Here is a 15,498-nt window from a genome sequence, read left to right as displayed (position 1 = left end):
CGGGAGATCATCCCGGTCCGGGCCGCGGCGGTGCCTGGTGCTACGGACTACTTGGTCAGCGTGACGGTGTTGAATTCCTCGTTGGTGAGAGGACTCGGCACCAGACCCGCGACGTTCTTCGTCGTGACCAGCGCCGGCGGGGCGTGCCAGAGCGGGACGGCCGGCAGCCACTTGGTGGCGAGGTCGCGGTTGACCTGCTCCCACGCGGTCTTCTTGGCCGCCATGTCGACGGTCGCGTCGGCCTTGCCGATGGCGGTGAACATGTCGGTCATCGCCGCGTCACCGAACTCGGCCTTCTCCCGGCCGAAGAACGTGCCGACGAAGTTGCCCGGGTCGTTGTAGTCGCCGGTCCAGCCGAGGATGTGCAGGTCCTGCTTGCCGAACTGCTGCACGTCGTCCTTGAAGCCGCCGTTCCACGGCCGCGGGACACCGTTGACCTTGATGCCGGCAGCCTGCAGGTCGTTCGCCAGGACGGTGAAGATCTCCTGCGGGTTCGGCATGTACGGCCGGGAGACCTCGGTCGGGTAGTAGAAGTTGAGCGTCAGACCGGTCGCGCCGGCCTCGCTCAGCAGCTGCTTGGCCTTCTCGAGGTTGTAGTCGTACTTCTGCACGTCCGGGGCGTAACCGAGAACCGTGTTCGGCATGAACTCGTCGGCCACCGTGGCGCCGCCCGGGCCCTTGGTCTGCACCAGCTGCGCGCGGTTGATCGCGTACGCGATCGCCTGGCGGACCCGCAGATCCTTCAGCTTCGGGTTCTTCTGGTTGATGCCCAGGTAGAGGATGTTGAAGGCGGGCCGGTCGAGCACCTTGTAGCCCTCGCCCGCGAGCGCCTTGCGGTCGGCCGGGGCCGGGAAGTCGATCGCCTGCACCGTGCCGGCGCGCAGCTCCTGCTTCCGGGTGTTCTCGTCCTTGATGACCTTGATGATCATCTTGTCGACCTTGGCCTTCTCGCCCCAGTAGTCGGGGTTCTTGTTCAGCGTGATCTCGCCGGTGGCCTTGTTCCAGCCGCCGTACGTGAACGCGCCGGTGCCGGTCGGGTGCTCGGTCGCGAACGCGCTGTACGCGAAGGAGTCGCCGTTCTGCGTCACCTTGTCGGAGTCGTACTGCTTCATCGCGGTCGGGCTCGCGATGGAGAACGCGGTGAGCGCGAACGCGCCCGGGAAGGCGCCCTTGTACTTCTTCATCGTCACGACCGCGGTGTTGGCGTCCTGCGCCTTGCAGTTGTCGTAGACGGCGTCCGGGTTGCCGGCGAAGCCGCCGAACACGTCGGCGTAGTAGATCATCTGGGACTGGGCGGCATCGCCCTTCATGTTGTACCAGCGGTCGAAGTTCGCGCAGACCGCAGCGGCGTCGAGCGCGCTGCCGTCGTGGAACTTGACGCCCTGCCGCAGCTTGAACGTCCAGATCTTGCCGGTCGGGTCGTTGCTCCAGCTCTCGGCCAGACCGCCCTGCAGCTCAGCGGTGCCGGGCTTATGTTCGATCAGGGTGTCGTACATCTGCCGGATCGGCCGGAACGACTCCCCATCATCGTTGAAGATCGGGTCGAAGTTCTTCGGGTCTCCGGCGCCCGCGAAGATGAAGGTACCGCCGGTAGCGGCCTTGCCTTCGTCGCCACCGCTGTCGCGGTCGCTGTCGGCGCAGCCGGCAGCACCGATCGTCAGAGCCGCAATGACACCGGCGGTGATGACCGTCCGGAGCCTCTTCGCCTGCATCCTCGATGCACGCATCGTGTTCACCTCGTCCTGTGGGTACGGACAAACGCGGTGACCATTGGTCACCGTTGGCGCGACCCTAACCGCTCATAGCGAACACATCGTGGGTTGGTATCGGATCGTGTCTTTTCCCAGTCTGCGGAACGAGGTCACGACACACGGTCAGACGGCGCGACGTCCCTCGAACGCACGACCCAGGGTGATCTCGTCGGCGTACTCGAGGTCGCCGCCGACCGGCAGCCCGCTGGCCAGCCGGGTGACCGCGATGCCCATCGGCTTCACCATGATCGCGAGATAGGTGGCCGTGGCCTCACCCTCGGTGTTCGGATCGGTGGCCAGGATCAGCTCCTTGACCTCGCCGGTGCCGAGCCGGATCAGCAGCTCCCGGATCCGCAGGTTGTCGGGCCCGATGCCCTCCAGCGGATTGATGGCGCCACCCAGGACGTGATACCGACCGCGGAACTCACCGGTCCGCTCGATCGCGACGACGTCCTTGGGCTCCTCCACGACGCAGATGACCTCGTTGCTGCGACGGGTGTCGCGGCAGACCCGGCACTGCTCCGACTCGGCGACGTTGAAGCAGGTCGTGCAGAAGCGGACCAGCTCCTTCACCTTGCGCAGGGAGCTGGCCAGCCGGTTCACGTCGGCGGGATCGGCGGACAGGACGTGGAAAGCGATCCGCTGGGCGCTCTTCGGGCCCACACCCGGCAGGCGGCCCAGCTCGTCGATCAGGTCCTGGATGGCGCCCTCGTACACAGGCTCAGAATCCCGGGAGGGACAGGCCGCCCAGGCCGCCGGTGGCCGGACCCATCTTCTGCTCGGTCAGCTCCCGCACCGCCTCGGACCCGTTGTGGATGGCGGCGAGCACCAGATCCTCCAGCGTCTCGACGTCCTCGGGGTCGACCGCCTTCGGGTCGATCTTGATGGACTTGAACTCGCCCAGCCCGGTGACGACCACGGTGACCAGGCCACCGCCGGCCGTACCGGTGACCTCGGCCTCGGCCAGCTCGGCCTGCGCCTGCGCGACCTGCTGCTGCATCTTCTGCGCCTGCTTCATGATCTGCTGCATGTTCGGCTGTCCACCGGGGCGCATCGCATAGCTCCTTAAAACGGGGGTAGTCCCGACCATTGTCCAGTGCCCCGCACGCGCGGCCCGGAACCGGGTCAGGACTCGCTGATCTTCTCCGCCCCGAGGGCATCCCGGAGCAGCTGTACGGCCTGCTGCTCACTGCTCTGCCGGGCGGTCTTCTCATCGATCACGTCATCGAGCGGCTCGTCGCCGGGGTCGAAGCCCTCGAACGCGGGGCCGCCGCCCTTCGCTGGGCCGCCGCTGCCGTTGGGCCGGGCGGTGTCGGGGCGGGGCGGGCCGTCGTACTCCGGGTCGTAGGGCGCTTCCTCGGTCGGTGAGCCGTCGGACCAGGGGCCGGTCCTGGCCGGTGAGGCCGCGTTGGTGCCGCGGCCGGCGCCGGCGGCTGCGGCCCGGGCCGCGGCCAGACCGCTGGACGGCGGTCGTCCGCTGGTCACCGGGGCTGCGGCGGCTGTCGGTGCGCTGTTGCGGGATCTCTCCGCTGCTGTGCCGGGCTGGTCGGATGAGCGGGCACGGTCGTCGGTGGTGTTCGGGCTCGGAGTGCCCGAGACGGCGCGGTTGCTCGGGATGGTGCTGCCAGGGGCGGTGTTGCCCGGGCCACCGGTTCCTTGACCGCCGCTCGGGCTACCGCCTGGGCCACTGCTCGGGCTACCGCCCGGGCCGCCACTCAGGCCACCGCCTGGGCCGCCGCTCAGGCCAGCTCCTTGGCCACCGCTCGGGCCACCGCCCAGGGCGGGTCCTTGGCCACCACCCGGGCCACCGCCCAGGCCGGGTCCTCGGCCACCGCCCTGGCCGCCGCTCAGGCCACCGCCCGAGCCGCCGCTCAGGCCACCGCCTGGGCCGCCACTCAGGCCGCCGCCCGGGCCGCCACTCAGGCCGCCGCCTGGGCCGCCGCCTGGGCCGCCGCCCGAGCCACCTTGGCCGTTGCCCAGGCCGTTGCCTTGGCCGCTGGCCGGAGCGCCTCCTTGGCCGCCGAAACCCTGGCCGCCACCCGGACCGTCGAATTCGTCACCGAGTGGGGTGGTCTGACCGACGCTCGGGTCCGCGAAACCCGGCCCGCCGGACCGGCCGGCGATCGCGGCGCCACCGGGCCGGGCCGGCTCCGGCCAGTCCTCGTCTTCGACCACGGGTGCCGCGACCTGGGTGGCGACTGCGGTGGCGAGTCCTCCGGGACGGGCCGGCTCCGGCCACTCGTCGCCGGCGTCGCTCGCGACTGTCGCCGAAGCGCGCGGGGCGGGGTCCCGCTGCCGCGCCGGAGCCCCTCCGGTGGTCGGTGCGGCGCGAACCGTCTCCTGGCGAGGCGGACCGTCCTGGGCCTGCGGAGAACGCTGAGCGGGACCGGCCGGGCCACCGCGCGGACCCACCGGGGCGGAACCGCCCGAACCCGGCGACGGACCGCTCTCACCGGCTACGTCACAGCGGATCTGCCACCGGCCGCCGAGTGCCTCATACAGGGCGTCGGAGATCAGCGTCGGTTCCGCGGCGACCATCTTGGCGTGCGCGGGGAAGCGGAAGGTCAGGACGACGGTCTGGCCCTCGAGGTCACGCACGGTCGCGCCCTGGGCGAGGGCGGCGATCTTTTTGCTCTTGCGGCTGACCGCCGTCATGATCTCGGGCCAGACCTCGCGGATCGCCGCGGCCGACAGCTGCCCGGGGACCTCGGCCTGCGGGGCGTAGCCGGGCTCTTCCGGCGCGTCGGGCATGAGACCGGCGGGCTCGGGCCGGCGACCGGCCGGGCCGCCGTTCGGACCGCCGTTCGGGCTGCCCAGGACAGGGCCCGTCGGGGCAGGAGCGCCCGAGGCGGGTGCGGCCGGCCCGGCACCCGGAGGGACCGAACCGCCCGAGACGGGGTTTGTCGAGACCGGCGTCCCGGAAGTGGGGGCGGCGGAAACCGAGGACGCGCCGGAGTCGGTCCGCGCGGAAGTGCTCGCAGCGGGCCTCCCACCGGCGGAGACCGGCGCGGCCGGAGACCCCGGGCTCCCCGCTGAAACGGCCGACCCGGGCTCAGTCGCCCATGGCGGCTCCACGTCCGGTTCCGTCTCCCAGGGCGGCCCTGGATCAGGCTCAGGCTCCGTGTCCCACGGAGGCCCGAGATCCGGCTCACCGGCAACCGGGGAGGCCGCTCCAGCAGCGGGCGCACCGGACACCGGCCCAGCCACAGACGCTCCGCCAGAGACTGGTGTACCGGAAACCGGCCCAGCCGCCGACGACCCAGCGGCGGAAACTGACGCGGCCGCGGACGGCCCAGCGGCCGAAACTGGCCCGGCCGCAGACGGCCCAGCGGCCGAAACTGGCCCGGCCGCAGACGGCCCGGCCGCGGAAACCGGCGAGGCCGCCCCAGGCACCACCGACACCGGAGCAGCGGAACCCACCCCAGCCGACGAAACCGGCGCAGCGGCCCCGACAGCCGACCCGGACGACGCAGGCCCCGGGACGCCCCCTGCCGGTGCCCGCCGACCAGCTGCCGCAGCAGCGGCACGAGCAGCGGAGATGCCCCCACCCCCGCCCGCCGGCGCCGGGGACGGAGACGGGGACTGCGCTGCGGTGGCAGGCTCCGGGCGTACCTCATCGGTGGTCAGCGTCAGACGCCGCTCCATCCGCTCCAGACGCTGGAGGAGCGCGTTGTTCGCGTCGTCCGCGCCCGGCAGCAGCATGCGGGCCGTGATCAGCTCGAGGAGCAGCCGCGGCGCGGTCGTGCCGCGCATCTCGACCAGGCCGTTGTGCACGATGTCGGCGCAGCGGGACAGCGTCGCCGGGCCGAGCCGGGTCGCCTGCGCGCCCATCTGCTCGAGCTGGTCGGCCGGGCCGTCGATCAGGCCCTTGCTGACCGCGTCCGGCACCTGCTGCAGCACGATCAGGTCGCGGAAGCGTTCGAGCAGGTCGGAGGCGAAGCGCCGGGGGTCGTGGCCGGCTTCGGCCACGCGGTCGATGGTCTGGTACGCCGCCGCGCCGTCACCAGCCGCAAGCGCGTCGCACATCTCGTCGATGAGCGCCACGTCCGTCACGCCGAGCAGCGAGACCGCCCGTGGGTAGCTGACCCCCTCGGGGCCGGCGCCGGAGATGAGCTGGTCGAGCACCGACAGGGTGTCCCGGGCGCTGCCGCCGCCGGCTCGCACGACCAGCGGCAGCACGGCCGGGTCGACGTGCACGCCCTCGGCCTCGGTGAGCTGCTGGAGGTACGGCCGGAGCACCGCCGGCGGGATCAGCCGGAACGGGTAGTGGTGGGTGCGCGAACGGATCGTGCCGAGGACTTTTTCCGGCTCGGTCGTGGCGAAGATGAACTTCACGTAGTCCGGCGGCTCTTCGACGAGCTTGAGCAGCGCGTTGAAGCCGGCCGACGAGACCATGTGCGCCTCGTCGATGACGTAGATCTTGTAGCGGCTGCTGGCGGGGGCGAAGAACGCCTTTTCCCGCAGGTCACGGGCGTCGTCGACACCACCGTGGCTGGCCGCGTCGATCTCGATGACGTCGATCGACCCGGTGCCGTCGTTGGCCAGCGACCGGCACGAGGCGCAGACCCCGCACGGCTCCGGGGTCGGGCCCTGCTCGCAGTTGAGCGAGCGGGCGAGGATGCGCGCGCTGGACGTCTTGCCACAGCCGCGCGGCCCGGAGAACAGATAGGCGTGATGCAGCCGGCCGCTGCGCAGTGCCTGCGACAACGGCTCGGTGACGTGCTCCTGCCCGATGACCTCGGCGAAGGTCCGGGGCCGGTACTTGCGGTAGAGGGCGAGTGCCACTCCTGCCACCTCCTGCGACGACCGCGCCATTCTCCGTCGAGGGTGTGACAACAACAAACCCCGGGGAACGAAAGGACCCCCCGTGCACCCGTCAGAGCTCGCTTATCCTTGCTGCCTTCCGGCCCTGGGGAGGTTCACAAGATGACGCCGCACGAGGGGCTGCGGACAGAGTACCTGGCCCGGGGAAGGCGCCGCGCGGCCCTCCCGCGCAACCCGGCTCGGCGGGCCTGTATTCTGTCCGACGGAGGATTCGCCTAGTGGCCTAGGGCGCACGCTTGGAAAGCGTGTTGGGATAAAACCCTCACGAGTTCGAATCTCGTATCCTCCGCCAGCCGCAGCAGGCAGACGTCGAAGGCCGGTCCCGTCGGGACCGGCCTTCCGCCTTGAGTGCTCCCTTTGTCACACCCGAGTTGATCTCGGCTGTCACGATGCTCGTACTGCCGGACAGGGGACCGGCCCAGGCCCGGTTCCGCGAACTGGCCGCCCACCCCGGGGGAGGCCCGATGACCGACGAGCGGCTCGATGAGAAGCGGGCGCTGTCTTGCTGAAGGTCCGCTGGTCGCCATCGCTTTCTCTGGTCCTGCTGCTGGTCGTCGCGGCTGCCGTCCGGGTCGGTCTGCTGATTCGGGAGTGGCCGGCGAGCAACAGCGACGAGGGCACGATGGGCCTGATGGCGATGCACATCGCCGAGGGCCGCCACTTCCCGAGCTTCATGTACGGCCAGTCGTACATGGGCACCGCGGAGGCCTATCTCTCCGCCGCGGTGTTCCGGGTGTTCGGCCCGTCGCTGGCCGGGCTGCGCATCTCGATGCTGCTGTTGTTCCTGCTCTTCCTCGTCGCGATGTACGTGCTGGCCCGGCGCCTGTACGGCACAGCGGTGGCGCTGGTGTCGGTCGCACTGCTGGCGCTCGGGTCACGGGAGTTGTACGGCCACGAGCTGGTGGCCCAGGGCGCGATCCCCGAGACCCTCCTCGCCGGCACGCTGCTGCTCATGCTCGGCCACCGGCTGCTGGCCACGTCGGACGACCCGGGGCACGCGGCCGCGCAGCGGTGGCGGCTGGCCGGCTGGGGCGTCACCGCCACGCTCGGGCTGTGGAGCACCATGCTGACGGCCCCGTTCGTGCTCACCTCGGCAGTGCTGGTCTGGATGACCGTCCGGCGGCGGGCTACTGCACCGCGAGGCGGGCTGGGGGCGCTCGGCGGTGGTCTGCTCGCGGGTGCCGTGCCGTGGCTTCTGCACGACTTCACCCACCCGTGGCGGGACGGCGGGGTGGTCGGCGTGGTGAACATCTACCTGATGGGTGGCACCGGGCTCAACGGCGGGAAATCGGCCGGGCTGGCCAGCCAGGTGACCAACACGGTGACGACCAGCCTCGCCTATGTCAGCGGAGGCTCGGCTGTCGCCCACCCGTACGCCCGGCCGGCCTGGCCCTTCGGTTTCTCCGGAAGCTGGCGTCCGCCGACGGACGACGCCGTGGCCACGCTGTGGGGGATCGCCCTGATCGTGCTGTGGGCCGCGGGAGTGGCTGCCTGCGTCCGCGCTCTGCGCCGCTGCGCGCCGGAGGAGCGAAGCGCGCAGGTGTACAGCCGGTTGGCGATGCTCACCGCAGCTGGTCTGACCGTCGCGGCTTTCGCGGCCGGTTCCACACCCGGTGTCGCTCCGGCCAACAACTTCCGCTACATCATCGGTGTCCTCGTCGCCACGCCGGCCGTCATCGCCTCCTTGTGGGGCCTGCGCTCCGTGGCGCCCAGAGTCGGTGGTCCGCTCCGGGCTGCCGCGCTCGGGTTCGTCGCGATCACGCTGGCTCTCGGCACTGTGCAGGCGTACCGGGACTCCGCCCGGGGCCCCGGCGAGGCTGACAGCCGACAGCTGATCGATGCTCTGCTCGGCGAAGGTGTGACTCATATCTACAGCGGCTACCTCGATTGCAACCGGTTGACCTTCATCAGCGGGGAGCGGATCGTCTGCGCTGTCCTGTTCGGCGATGCCGTCAACGGCCTCCGTCCGGGGTTCGACCGCTACCTGCCCTACCGGACCGAGGTGCGGGCCGACCCTCGAGCGGCCTACGTCTTCCGCTCCGGCGACCCCCGCAACACCGCCCTGGCCCGCTCGACCTGCCACTGGCAGAGATGGTGGCACCTGGCCGGTTACGAGATCTGGGAACCTGCGGCCGACTGCCCACAGCCATGACCGTCCAGTGAATTCGGTGGTCGGATCGGGGCGGGCGGGCGAGCATGGTCGCCATGGCGAGGGACCGGGTGTGGTTGCCGCTGCAGGGCGGCCTGCCGCCGGTCGACACCGGGTCCGGCCCCGTCGTGGAGATCGCCTGTGACGAGTCCGGCTTCTCCGGCAGCAACCTGCTCGATCCCACCACCCCGGTGATCACGCATGCCAGTGTCGACCTGAGCGTCGATGAGGCGGTCGGGTTGATCTCGGCGTTGCGGTCCGGGTTCCGGTATTCGCCGTACGAGTTCAAGTCGGGACAGTTCCTGCGGAGTCCGCAGGCGGGCGAGGCGCTGGAGTGGTTCCTCACCGAGCTGCGTGGCCGGGCGCACGTTCAGCTGGTCGACAAGGAGTTCTTTCTCGTCACCCGGATCGTCGACTTCTTCCTGGAGGAACCTTCCTACGCGGCGGGCACCCGGCTCACCCGGCAGAACCGGCCGGCGGCTTCCCGCCTGTACCGGGCCGGGCGGTCGGCCGGGGACGCGTGGGGCGTCTTTCTCGCTGCGTTCGTCGAGCTGGTACGGCTCAAGCGACGGCACCGCCCCGATCCGGAAGCGTTCGCCGAGTTCTTCCGGGCGCGCGACGATCTGGGGCCGGACGGACTCGAAGGAATCAGCCGGGCGCGCGTGCAGGCGGTCGTGGATCGGCTCTTCGCTGCTGACCGGTCGATACCGCCGCCGCTGGAGCCGATGCTGCCCGCGCTGGCCGAGACCGTGCTGTTCTGGAGCGGCGGGCGGCGGCAGGTGCTGGTGATCCACGACGAGCAGAGCGCCCTCACCGCCGGACGGTTGCGGCAGCTGCAGCGATTGCTGGCCGAGGAGGCCGGGTTGCCGCCGGGCCGGGTGTCGCCGCTGGCCGGGCTGGTCACTGTGGACTCCCGGGATGATCCTCGGGTGCAGGTCGCCGACCTTCTCGCCGGGGTGGCCCGGCGGCTGCCGGGGACGGCCGGCGACGGCCCACTTCAGCCGTTCCTCTCACCGACTTCACTGCGTGATGGCCCGCCATGAAACGGGTGGCCGTCCCGGTATTGCGCCGGGCAAATGTCGGTGACGATCGGCTCAATTCGGCTCGCGCTTCTTTCCGGTTCATCACGCCGGAGAGCGATATATGCGCCGGGATCGACTGTGCGACGGTCCGGGGCTCTGCGCCTTTCGTTGCTTCACAACGGATCTAGGCGTGTCCACACTCGACCACGAGTAGCGACTACTTGACGTGTTCAGACCGTTACCCGGAACGCCTCACTGGCCTTTTGGATGAGTAGCGAAACATGTGAATGGCTCTTCCTCTGCGCCTGACCCCGCTGTTAGCGTGGCACGCCGGACCCGTGCGGCGGGTCTCGGAACGGGGATAACGCAAAGTCTCAGACCGCCGGTCGTCCGGCGGGAATGTCGCACGTCCTCGCTCCCTGCCATGACAGTCCTTCCTCTTGAGGAAGACGCCGGGGTCCGGCCACGAGGCTCACCCGAGCCACGTGCAAATCGGGGATTCAGTGGACGGGAGACGTCGCGTGGTACAGACGTCCAAGCGCCGCCCGGCGCGGGCACGCACCATCACCAAGATCGTGGCGGGGCTGGCGGTAATGGCAGTTGCCGTGACGCTGCCGGCCGGCGCGGCGAGCGCCGATCCGACCGGCACGCCGGCACCGATCGCGATCGGAAAGGCCGATCCTGCGGGCACTCCGCGGCAGGCCAGGAAGATTCCGCTGAAAGACAAGCCGGCGAACGCTCGGCGGGCCACCGAGATGCCGTCCAAGATTGGCAAGCGGGGGCTCGCGTTCGACCCGGCCGGCACAGCAAGCCCGCGGATCACTGGTGGTACGACGGCCAATGCGTCGGACTTCCCCAGTGTGGTCGGCATCGAGAGCTACTTCTATCTCGACGATGACGGCGACGGGTCCGCCGACCTGTTCGTGCAGACCTGCACCGGTTCCGTGATCAGCCCGACCCGGATCCTCACCGCGGGCCACTGCATCGTCGACCTGCCGTACGGCACGACGTTCGTCATTGCGGGCCGCAACAACCTCGATGTGGACACCAACGGCTTCGTCGCCCGGGTGTCGAACACGTGGACCAGCCCGACGTTCAACTACGAGCGGCTGCTCACGGACAGCAGCGCGGTGCCGGTCGACGACGTGAGTGTCCTTACCCTCAAGGACCCGCTGCCCGCCCAGTACGTGCCGACGACGCTCGCTGACCAGGGCGCGGCCGACCCGGCCGACGGGACCGACGCGACGATCGTGGGTTACGGCGTCACCGAGCGGGGCAGCGGCGACTCCGGCATCCTTCGCTCGGCGACGGTGCCGATCAAGTCCGACGCCACATGCCGCGCCGCGTGGGGCGCGGACTTCGACCCGGACCGGAACTTGTGCGCCGGGACCCCACCGACGACCGACACCTGCTCGGGCGACTCCGGTGGTCCCATCTTCACAGGTGCGGCCGATGCCCGCGTTCAGGTCGGCATCACCGACTGGGGATCGACCGACTGTGGGTCGACGTACGGCGTCTACGAGGCGCTGAACCACTACTCCGACGTCGTCAAGCAGCAGATCACGCTGAGCGCGCCCAACAACCTGGACTTCACGGGCGACGGGCACGCCGATCTCTTCGGCCGTTGGAAGGCGACCGGTGAGCTCAACGCGGGAACAGGCGCGGGCTTCGCGACGAACACCTTCGGCGGCATGAGCGGTGTCTGGCTCGTCAACGACAGCAACTGGAACCGTTTCACGAAGCTGTTCCGGGTCAACGACTGGTCCGGCGACAAGACGGAGTCGATCTTCGCCCGTGACTCTGCGGGCAGGCTCTACAACTACCGCAGCGATGGCGCCGGAAAGCTGCGCGGCGGCGAGCCACTTCAGATCGGCTCCGGCTGGAACGCGTTCACCGACATCATGGTGACGAACGACTGGATCGGCAACGGACTGCCCAACCTGATCGGCAAGACGGCCGCAGGCAAGCTGGTCATCTACAACGCCGACGGAAAAGGCGGCTGGCTCAACCCCAGGGGCACCCCGATCGGTACGGGTTGGAACACCTTCAACACGATCCTGACGCCGGGTTCCTGGCTGGGCGACGGACACCAGTCGCTGATCGGCCGCAAGGCGAACGGCGAGCTGTGGCTGTACAACAGCAACGGCAACGGCGGCTGGACGAACCCGTCCGGCACGCGCATCGGTACCGGGTGGGGCGGGTTCCCGACGTTCCTGTCGCCGGGCGACTGGAGCGGTGACAACCTGGTCGACCTGCTCGGCGTCACGACGGCCGGCGACGTGCGGCTGTACACGAGCAATGGCCGCGGCGGCTGGATCAACGGCCGCGGCAGTGTCATCGACACCGGCTGGGCCGGTTTCGACATGATCTTCTGATCAACACCGGTCTGCCGGAACGGCCCTCGCGGAAACCGCGGGGGCCGTTCCTCTGGCGCACGCTCTTCCTGTGACGCGCCGCGCTACGCCGCCTGCCGGGACGTCGTCAACCCGGCGGGCGGCGTCAGCGACTCCATCGTGCGTACCCCGGGCAGCGGTGACCGCAGCAGCCACCCGGACCCGAGCATCCCGCCCGCCGCGGCGATCAGCAGGGTCGGCCGCAGGCCGATGCCGCTGCCCAGCAGGCCACCGACGACCGCGCCCAGCGGCCGGGCCCCATAGTTGATCGTGCCGAACACCCCGGCCACCCGGCTGCGCATCTCGTCGGCCATCACCGCGGCCTGCACGGAGTTCAGGTTGATGTCCATCATCATCACGCCGAAGCCGGCGATCGCCTCCGCGGCGGCCAGCAGGGTGGCGGCCAGCCACACCGGTCCGCCGGCCAGGGCGATCACCGCGGTCGGGGCCGGGAACAGGATCGCGCCGAGCAGCATCATCCGGCCCACCCCGAAGCGCCGGGAGAGACGGGGGGCGATCGCCGCCCCGGCGAGACCGCCGAGTGCGCCGAGCCCCAGCGCCAGGCCGAGGATCCCGACCGGCAAATCGAGCGTACGGGTGGCGAAGAGCACCACCAGCGCCTGGCCGACGAAACCGAAGAAGTTGACCGTGGTGACACAGCCGAGCCCGGCGCGCAGGTACGGATGACCGAGCACGTACCGCAGGCCGTCGCGCGCGTCCGCGAGCAGCGACCGGCGTGGCTCGACCGGCACCGGCGCCACCTCGATCCGGCCGATGAGCAGCGCCGAGCCCAGGAACGACACGGCGTCCACCAGCATCGCCACCGGCGCGGTCACGGCCTGGATGAGCAGGCCGCCCAGCGCCGGACCGGCCACGAAGGACGCGGACCGGCTCATGCTGAGCTTGCTGTTCGCCTCGACGTAGCGGCTGCGGTCGACCAGGGCCACGAAGAACGACGGGTACGCGGCGGAGAACAGCACCTGCCCGGCCCCGGCCAGCAGTGCCACGGCGAACAGCTGGGCGAGGGTGACCACGCCGAGCCAGTGGGCGACGGGCAGGCTGAGCAGGGCAGCGGCGCGCAGCAGATCAGCGGCCACCAGCAGGCGCTTGCGGTGCGCTTGACGGTCCACCCAGGAGCCGACGAGCAGCGACAGCAGGTTCGGCGTCCAGACCGCGGCCGTCAGCAGGCCGACCTGGGTGGGCGTGGCGGACAGGGCCAGCACGGCGATCAGCGGCAGGGCGAGCTCGCTGATCCGGTCGCCGAACTGGGAGATCGTCTCCCCCGCCCACAACCGCTCGAAGCGCCTCACGACTCCTCCCCCGACGTCGGCCGGAGGTCGTCCGCTGCCGGCAGGTAGTGCCGCAGGATCCGTATGATCCGGGCGCCGGCGGGTGCGTCTGCTTCGGCGCGGTGCACGTACGGCGCGATCAGCTCGTCGATGCGGCCGCTGAGCTCGGCCAGCTCCTCCGGGGTGAGGGGCACGCTGGTGTTGGAGATGCCGGCGACCTGCTGCCACTGCGCCGGCAGGGTCGGTCCGACGTCGGCGATCCAGGCGTTGACCTGCTGCTGGGCCGCCATGGCGAGCTGCTCGCCGAGGGCCCGGGCGGCCAGCTGCGACTCGGGATCGTCGCCCATCGTCACCGAGAAACCGCGCGCCTTGGCTTTCCACCAGCGCTGCCGGCGGTCGCCCGGCACCTCGTCCGGGTCGGCGTCGGTGACCAGGCCGAACCCGGCCAGGTGCCGGAGGTGCCAGCTGGTGACCGACGGCGTCGCTCCCACATGCGGCGACAGCGTGGTCGCGGTCGCGGGTCCGTTGCGCTGGAGATGAGACAAGATCGCCAGCCGTACGGGGTGAGCGAGCGCTCGCATCGCCTGCGGGTCGGTGACCTGCAGATCGCCGAACGGATTCGTGAGAGACATGTTTCGAGAGTAGTCTCTCACATATCGGGTCGCTACCCCTGCGCCGCCGCGATCGCCTCGTCGACGGTCGGGAAGATGGCGAAGTAGCGGCTCAGGCCCACGGTCTCCAGCAGCGAGACGAGGAAGCGGTTGGCCCCCGCGAAGCTCAGCCACCCACCCCGGGCGGCGATCACCTGCTTGGCGGTGATGAACGCACTGAGCCCGACGGAGTCGCAGAACTTCAGGTCGGCCAGGTCCACGACGATGCGCGGCACCGGCCGTTCCAGCAGTTCGGCGAGCAGCTTGTGGAGCTGGGTGGCGGTGTCGGCGTCGAGTTCGCCCTTCAGGCGCAGCACGGCGACGTCGGAGCGGAGGTCGGTCACGGTGGCCTGCATGGCATCACTTTCGTCCTGGTTAAGGGGGTTCACAGCGTAGATCCACCCGAACGGCCGATGGCGGACAGTTCGTCCGCTCCTTCACCGTCGCGGCGTCGCGTTGCGCAACCGGATCCCGCTGAACCCCAGCGAACTCGCGGCGACCTCGTCCAAGAAGGCCCACAGGCTCGTGACCAGCCGCAACTGGATCCCGGCAGCCTCGTGCCGGGCGAGCAGGTCACCGACGGGCTCAGCCGGTCCGAGCGGGGTCACGGCAGTGGTGGCGACCATCGCGTGCGGCTGCGGGGAGCCGAAGGGGCGGAACGGTGCCGCGTCGAAGCGGTACGCGTACAGGTGGACTGATTGCAGGGCCGGCAGCCAGCCGTACTCGATGGCATGCACCCGCCGGTCGCCGAGCAAGCGGCGGTCGGCCGCGGTGGCCTCCGGGCCCGCCCAGGCCAGCACCCGGGGGCAGTCACGCGGGAACCAGTAGGCCGGCGCCTGCTCGGCGTCGACGGCCCACACGTACGGCTCGGGCTGCTGAGCCGTGGCCGCGACGTGCGGCACGAAGCGGGTGATCGCGGGGTCCTCGGAGAAATGCAGGACCTGACCGGCGGGGGGACGCACCGCTGGTTTCTAACAGAATCGGGCCGGACCCCGCAGGGTCCGGCCCGATCGAGATATGTGGCTGGCCGAGAAGTTCAAGCGTGCGGCACAGCCCGGCTCCTGGCGCTCAGAGCTTGCGCCACTGCCAGCGTGGACCGCGCCACGCGTCGGCCAGGATCAGCGCGGACGCCTTTCCTGGACACTGCTGCACCTTGGATTTGCCCTGGGGGCCGCCCATCTGGGCCTCGACCTCCCAGACTTCGCCGTCGGTGCGGACGTAGACATCCCGGCGCGCGAGCCGGTTGTCACCATTCCACCAGTGCTGCTCAACTCTCACCTGACCAACCTTAGGGCAGACATAGACACCTTTGCGCGAGGCCGTCGTGTGAAACTTTTTCGCCGCCAGGGTGGGACGGGTTGTCCGATCCGGTGGATTTCGGCCCTACGCCTTGCGCAGACGCGACATATTAGGGCGGCGT

The 15,498-nt window shown here is 70.3% G+C and carries 12 protein-coding genes, 1 tRNA gene and 1 other RNA gene; 4 read left to right on the top strand and 10 right to left on the bottom strand.

All coding sequences use genetic code 11. The features are described from left to right. Positions 1-47: 47 nt before the first annotated feature. From ACWEOZ_RS11975 to ffs, 5 genes are all read right to left on the bottom strand, one after another. Complete coding sequence (locus ACWEOZ_RS11975; protein ID WP_451910730.1) at positions 48-1,727, bottom strand: ABC transporter substrate-binding protein; 1,680 nt, start codon at positions 1,725-1,727, stop codon at positions 48-50. 147 nt (positions 1,728-1,874) lie between these two features. Beyond that, positions 1,875-2,468 carry a recombination mediator RecR gene (recR, locus tag ACWEOZ_RS11970; protein WP_360546216.1) on the bottom strand — a complete coding sequence of 198 codons (594 nt, stop codon included), beginning with the start codon at positions 2,466-2,468 and terminating at the stop codon, positions 1,875-1,877. A 4-nt stretch (positions 2,469-2,472) separates the two neighbouring features. Continuing rightward, positions 2,473-2,781: a YbaB/EbfC family nucleoid-associated protein gene (locus ACWEOZ_RS11965; RefSeq protein ID WP_239130031.1), complete on the bottom strand. Its 309-nt coding sequence runs from the start codon at positions 2,779-2,781 to the stop codon at positions 2,473-2,475. A gap of 95 nt (positions 2,782-2,876) precedes the next feature. Next, positions 2,877-6,536 (bottom strand): DNA polymerase III subunit gamma and tau, encoded by a 3,660-nt coding sequence (locus ACWEOZ_RS11960; protein ID WP_451910729.1) that lies wholly within the window; start codon positions 6,534-6,536, stop codon positions 2,877-2,879. A gap of 68 nt (positions 6,537-6,604) precedes the next feature. Beyond that, positions 6,605-6,700: signal recognition particle sRNA small type (gene ffs / locus ACWEOZ_RS11955), an RNA gene on the bottom strand. A gap of 79 nt (positions 6,701-6,779) precedes the next feature. On the opposite strand from ffs, the gene ACWEOZ_RS11950 reads away from it, so the two are divergent. The 4 genes from ACWEOZ_RS11950 (at position 6,780) to ACWEOZ_RS11935 (ending at position 12,121) form a co-directional block, all read left to right on the top strand. After that, positions 6,780-6,867, top strand: a tRNA-Ser gene (locus ACWEOZ_RS11950). Between the two features lie 210 nt (positions 6,868-7,077). Beyond that, positions 7,078-8,727 (top strand): glycosyltransferase family 39 protein, encoded by a 1,650-nt coding sequence (locus tag ACWEOZ_RS11945; protein WP_451910728.1) that lies wholly within the window; start codon positions 7,078-7,080, stop codon positions 8,725-8,727. Positions 8,728-8,780: 53 nt separating this feature from the next. After that, positions 8,781-9,767, top strand: a complete 987-nt coding sequence (locus tag ACWEOZ_RS11940) for a DUF3800 domain-containing protein (protein ID WP_451910727.1) — start codon at positions 8,781-8,783, stop codon at positions 9,765-9,767. 572 nt (positions 9,768-10,339) lie between these two features. Beyond that, positions 10,340-12,121: a trypsin-like serine protease gene (locus ACWEOZ_RS11935; protein ID WP_451910726.1), complete on the top strand. Its 1,782-nt coding sequence runs from the start codon at positions 10,340-10,342 to the stop codon at positions 12,119-12,121. An 83-nt stretch (positions 12,122-12,204) separates the two neighbouring features. Here the strand turns inward: ACWEOZ_RS11935 and ACWEOZ_RS11930 are convergent, their stop codons facing one another. From ACWEOZ_RS11930 to ACWEOZ_RS11910, 5 genes are all read right to left on the bottom strand, one after another. Next, positions 12,205-13,449, bottom strand: a complete 1,245-nt coding sequence (locus ACWEOZ_RS11930; protein ID WP_451910725.1) for an MFS transporter — start codon at positions 13,447-13,449, stop codon at positions 12,205-12,207. Continuing rightward, a complete protein-coding gene (locus ACWEOZ_RS11925; RefSeq protein WP_451910724.1) occupies positions 13,446-14,060 on the bottom strand; it encodes an ArsR/SmtB family transcription factor in 615 nt (204 codons plus the stop codon). Before ACWEOZ_RS11925 ends, ACWEOZ_RS11930 begins: the two co-directional genes overlap by 4 nt. A gap of 32 nt (positions 14,061-14,092) precedes the next feature. Further along, complete coding sequence (locus tag ACWEOZ_RS11920) at positions 14,093-14,434, bottom strand: STAS domain-containing protein (RefSeq protein WP_451910723.1); 342 nt, start codon at positions 14,432-14,434, stop codon at positions 14,093-14,095. A gap of 81 nt (positions 14,435-14,515) precedes the next feature. Next, positions 14,516-15,040, bottom strand: coding sequence for a DUF6886 family protein (locus tag ACWEOZ_RS11915; RefSeq protein ID WP_451910722.1), 525 nt, complete (start codon positions 15,038-15,040; stop codon positions 14,516-14,518). Positions 15,041-15,146: 106 nt separating this feature from the next. Continuing rightward, positions 15,147-15,356 (bottom strand): hypothetical protein, encoded by a 210-nt coding sequence (locus ACWEOZ_RS11910; protein ID WP_203768881.1) that lies wholly within the window; start codon positions 15,354-15,356, stop codon positions 15,147-15,149. Positions 15,357-15,498 lie beyond the last annotated feature (142 nt).

This window comes from Actinoplanes sp. NPDC004185, from assembly GCF_053603475.1.
This window is presented reverse-complemented; position numbering and strand designations above follow the sequence as displayed.

Coding starts and splice junctions, on each gene's coding strand:
- ACWEOZ_RS11935 (WP_451910726.1), top strand. CDS start 10,340: ATGGCAGTTGCCGTGACGCTGCCGGCCGGCGCGGCGAGCGCCGATCCG.
- ACWEOZ_RS11920 (WP_451910723.1), bottom strand. CDS start 14,434: ATGCAGGCCACCGTGACCGACCTCCGCTCCGACGTCGCCGTGCTGCGC.
- ACWEOZ_RS11965 (WP_239130031.1), bottom strand. CDS start 2,781: ATGCAGCAGATCATGAAGCAGGCGCAGAAGATGCAGCAGCAGGTCGCG.
- ACWEOZ_RS11925 (WP_451910724.1), bottom strand. CDS start 14,060: ATGTCTCTCACGAATCCGTTCGGCGATCTGCAGGTCACCGACCCGCAG.
- ACWEOZ_RS11940 (WP_451910727.1), top strand. CDS start 8,781: ATGGCGAGGGACCGGGTGTGGTTGCCGCTGCAGGGCGGCCTGCCGCCG.
- ACWEOZ_RS11975 (WP_451910730.1), bottom strand. CDS start 1,727: ATGCGTGCATCGAGGATGCAGGCGAAGAGGCTCCGGACGGTCATCACC.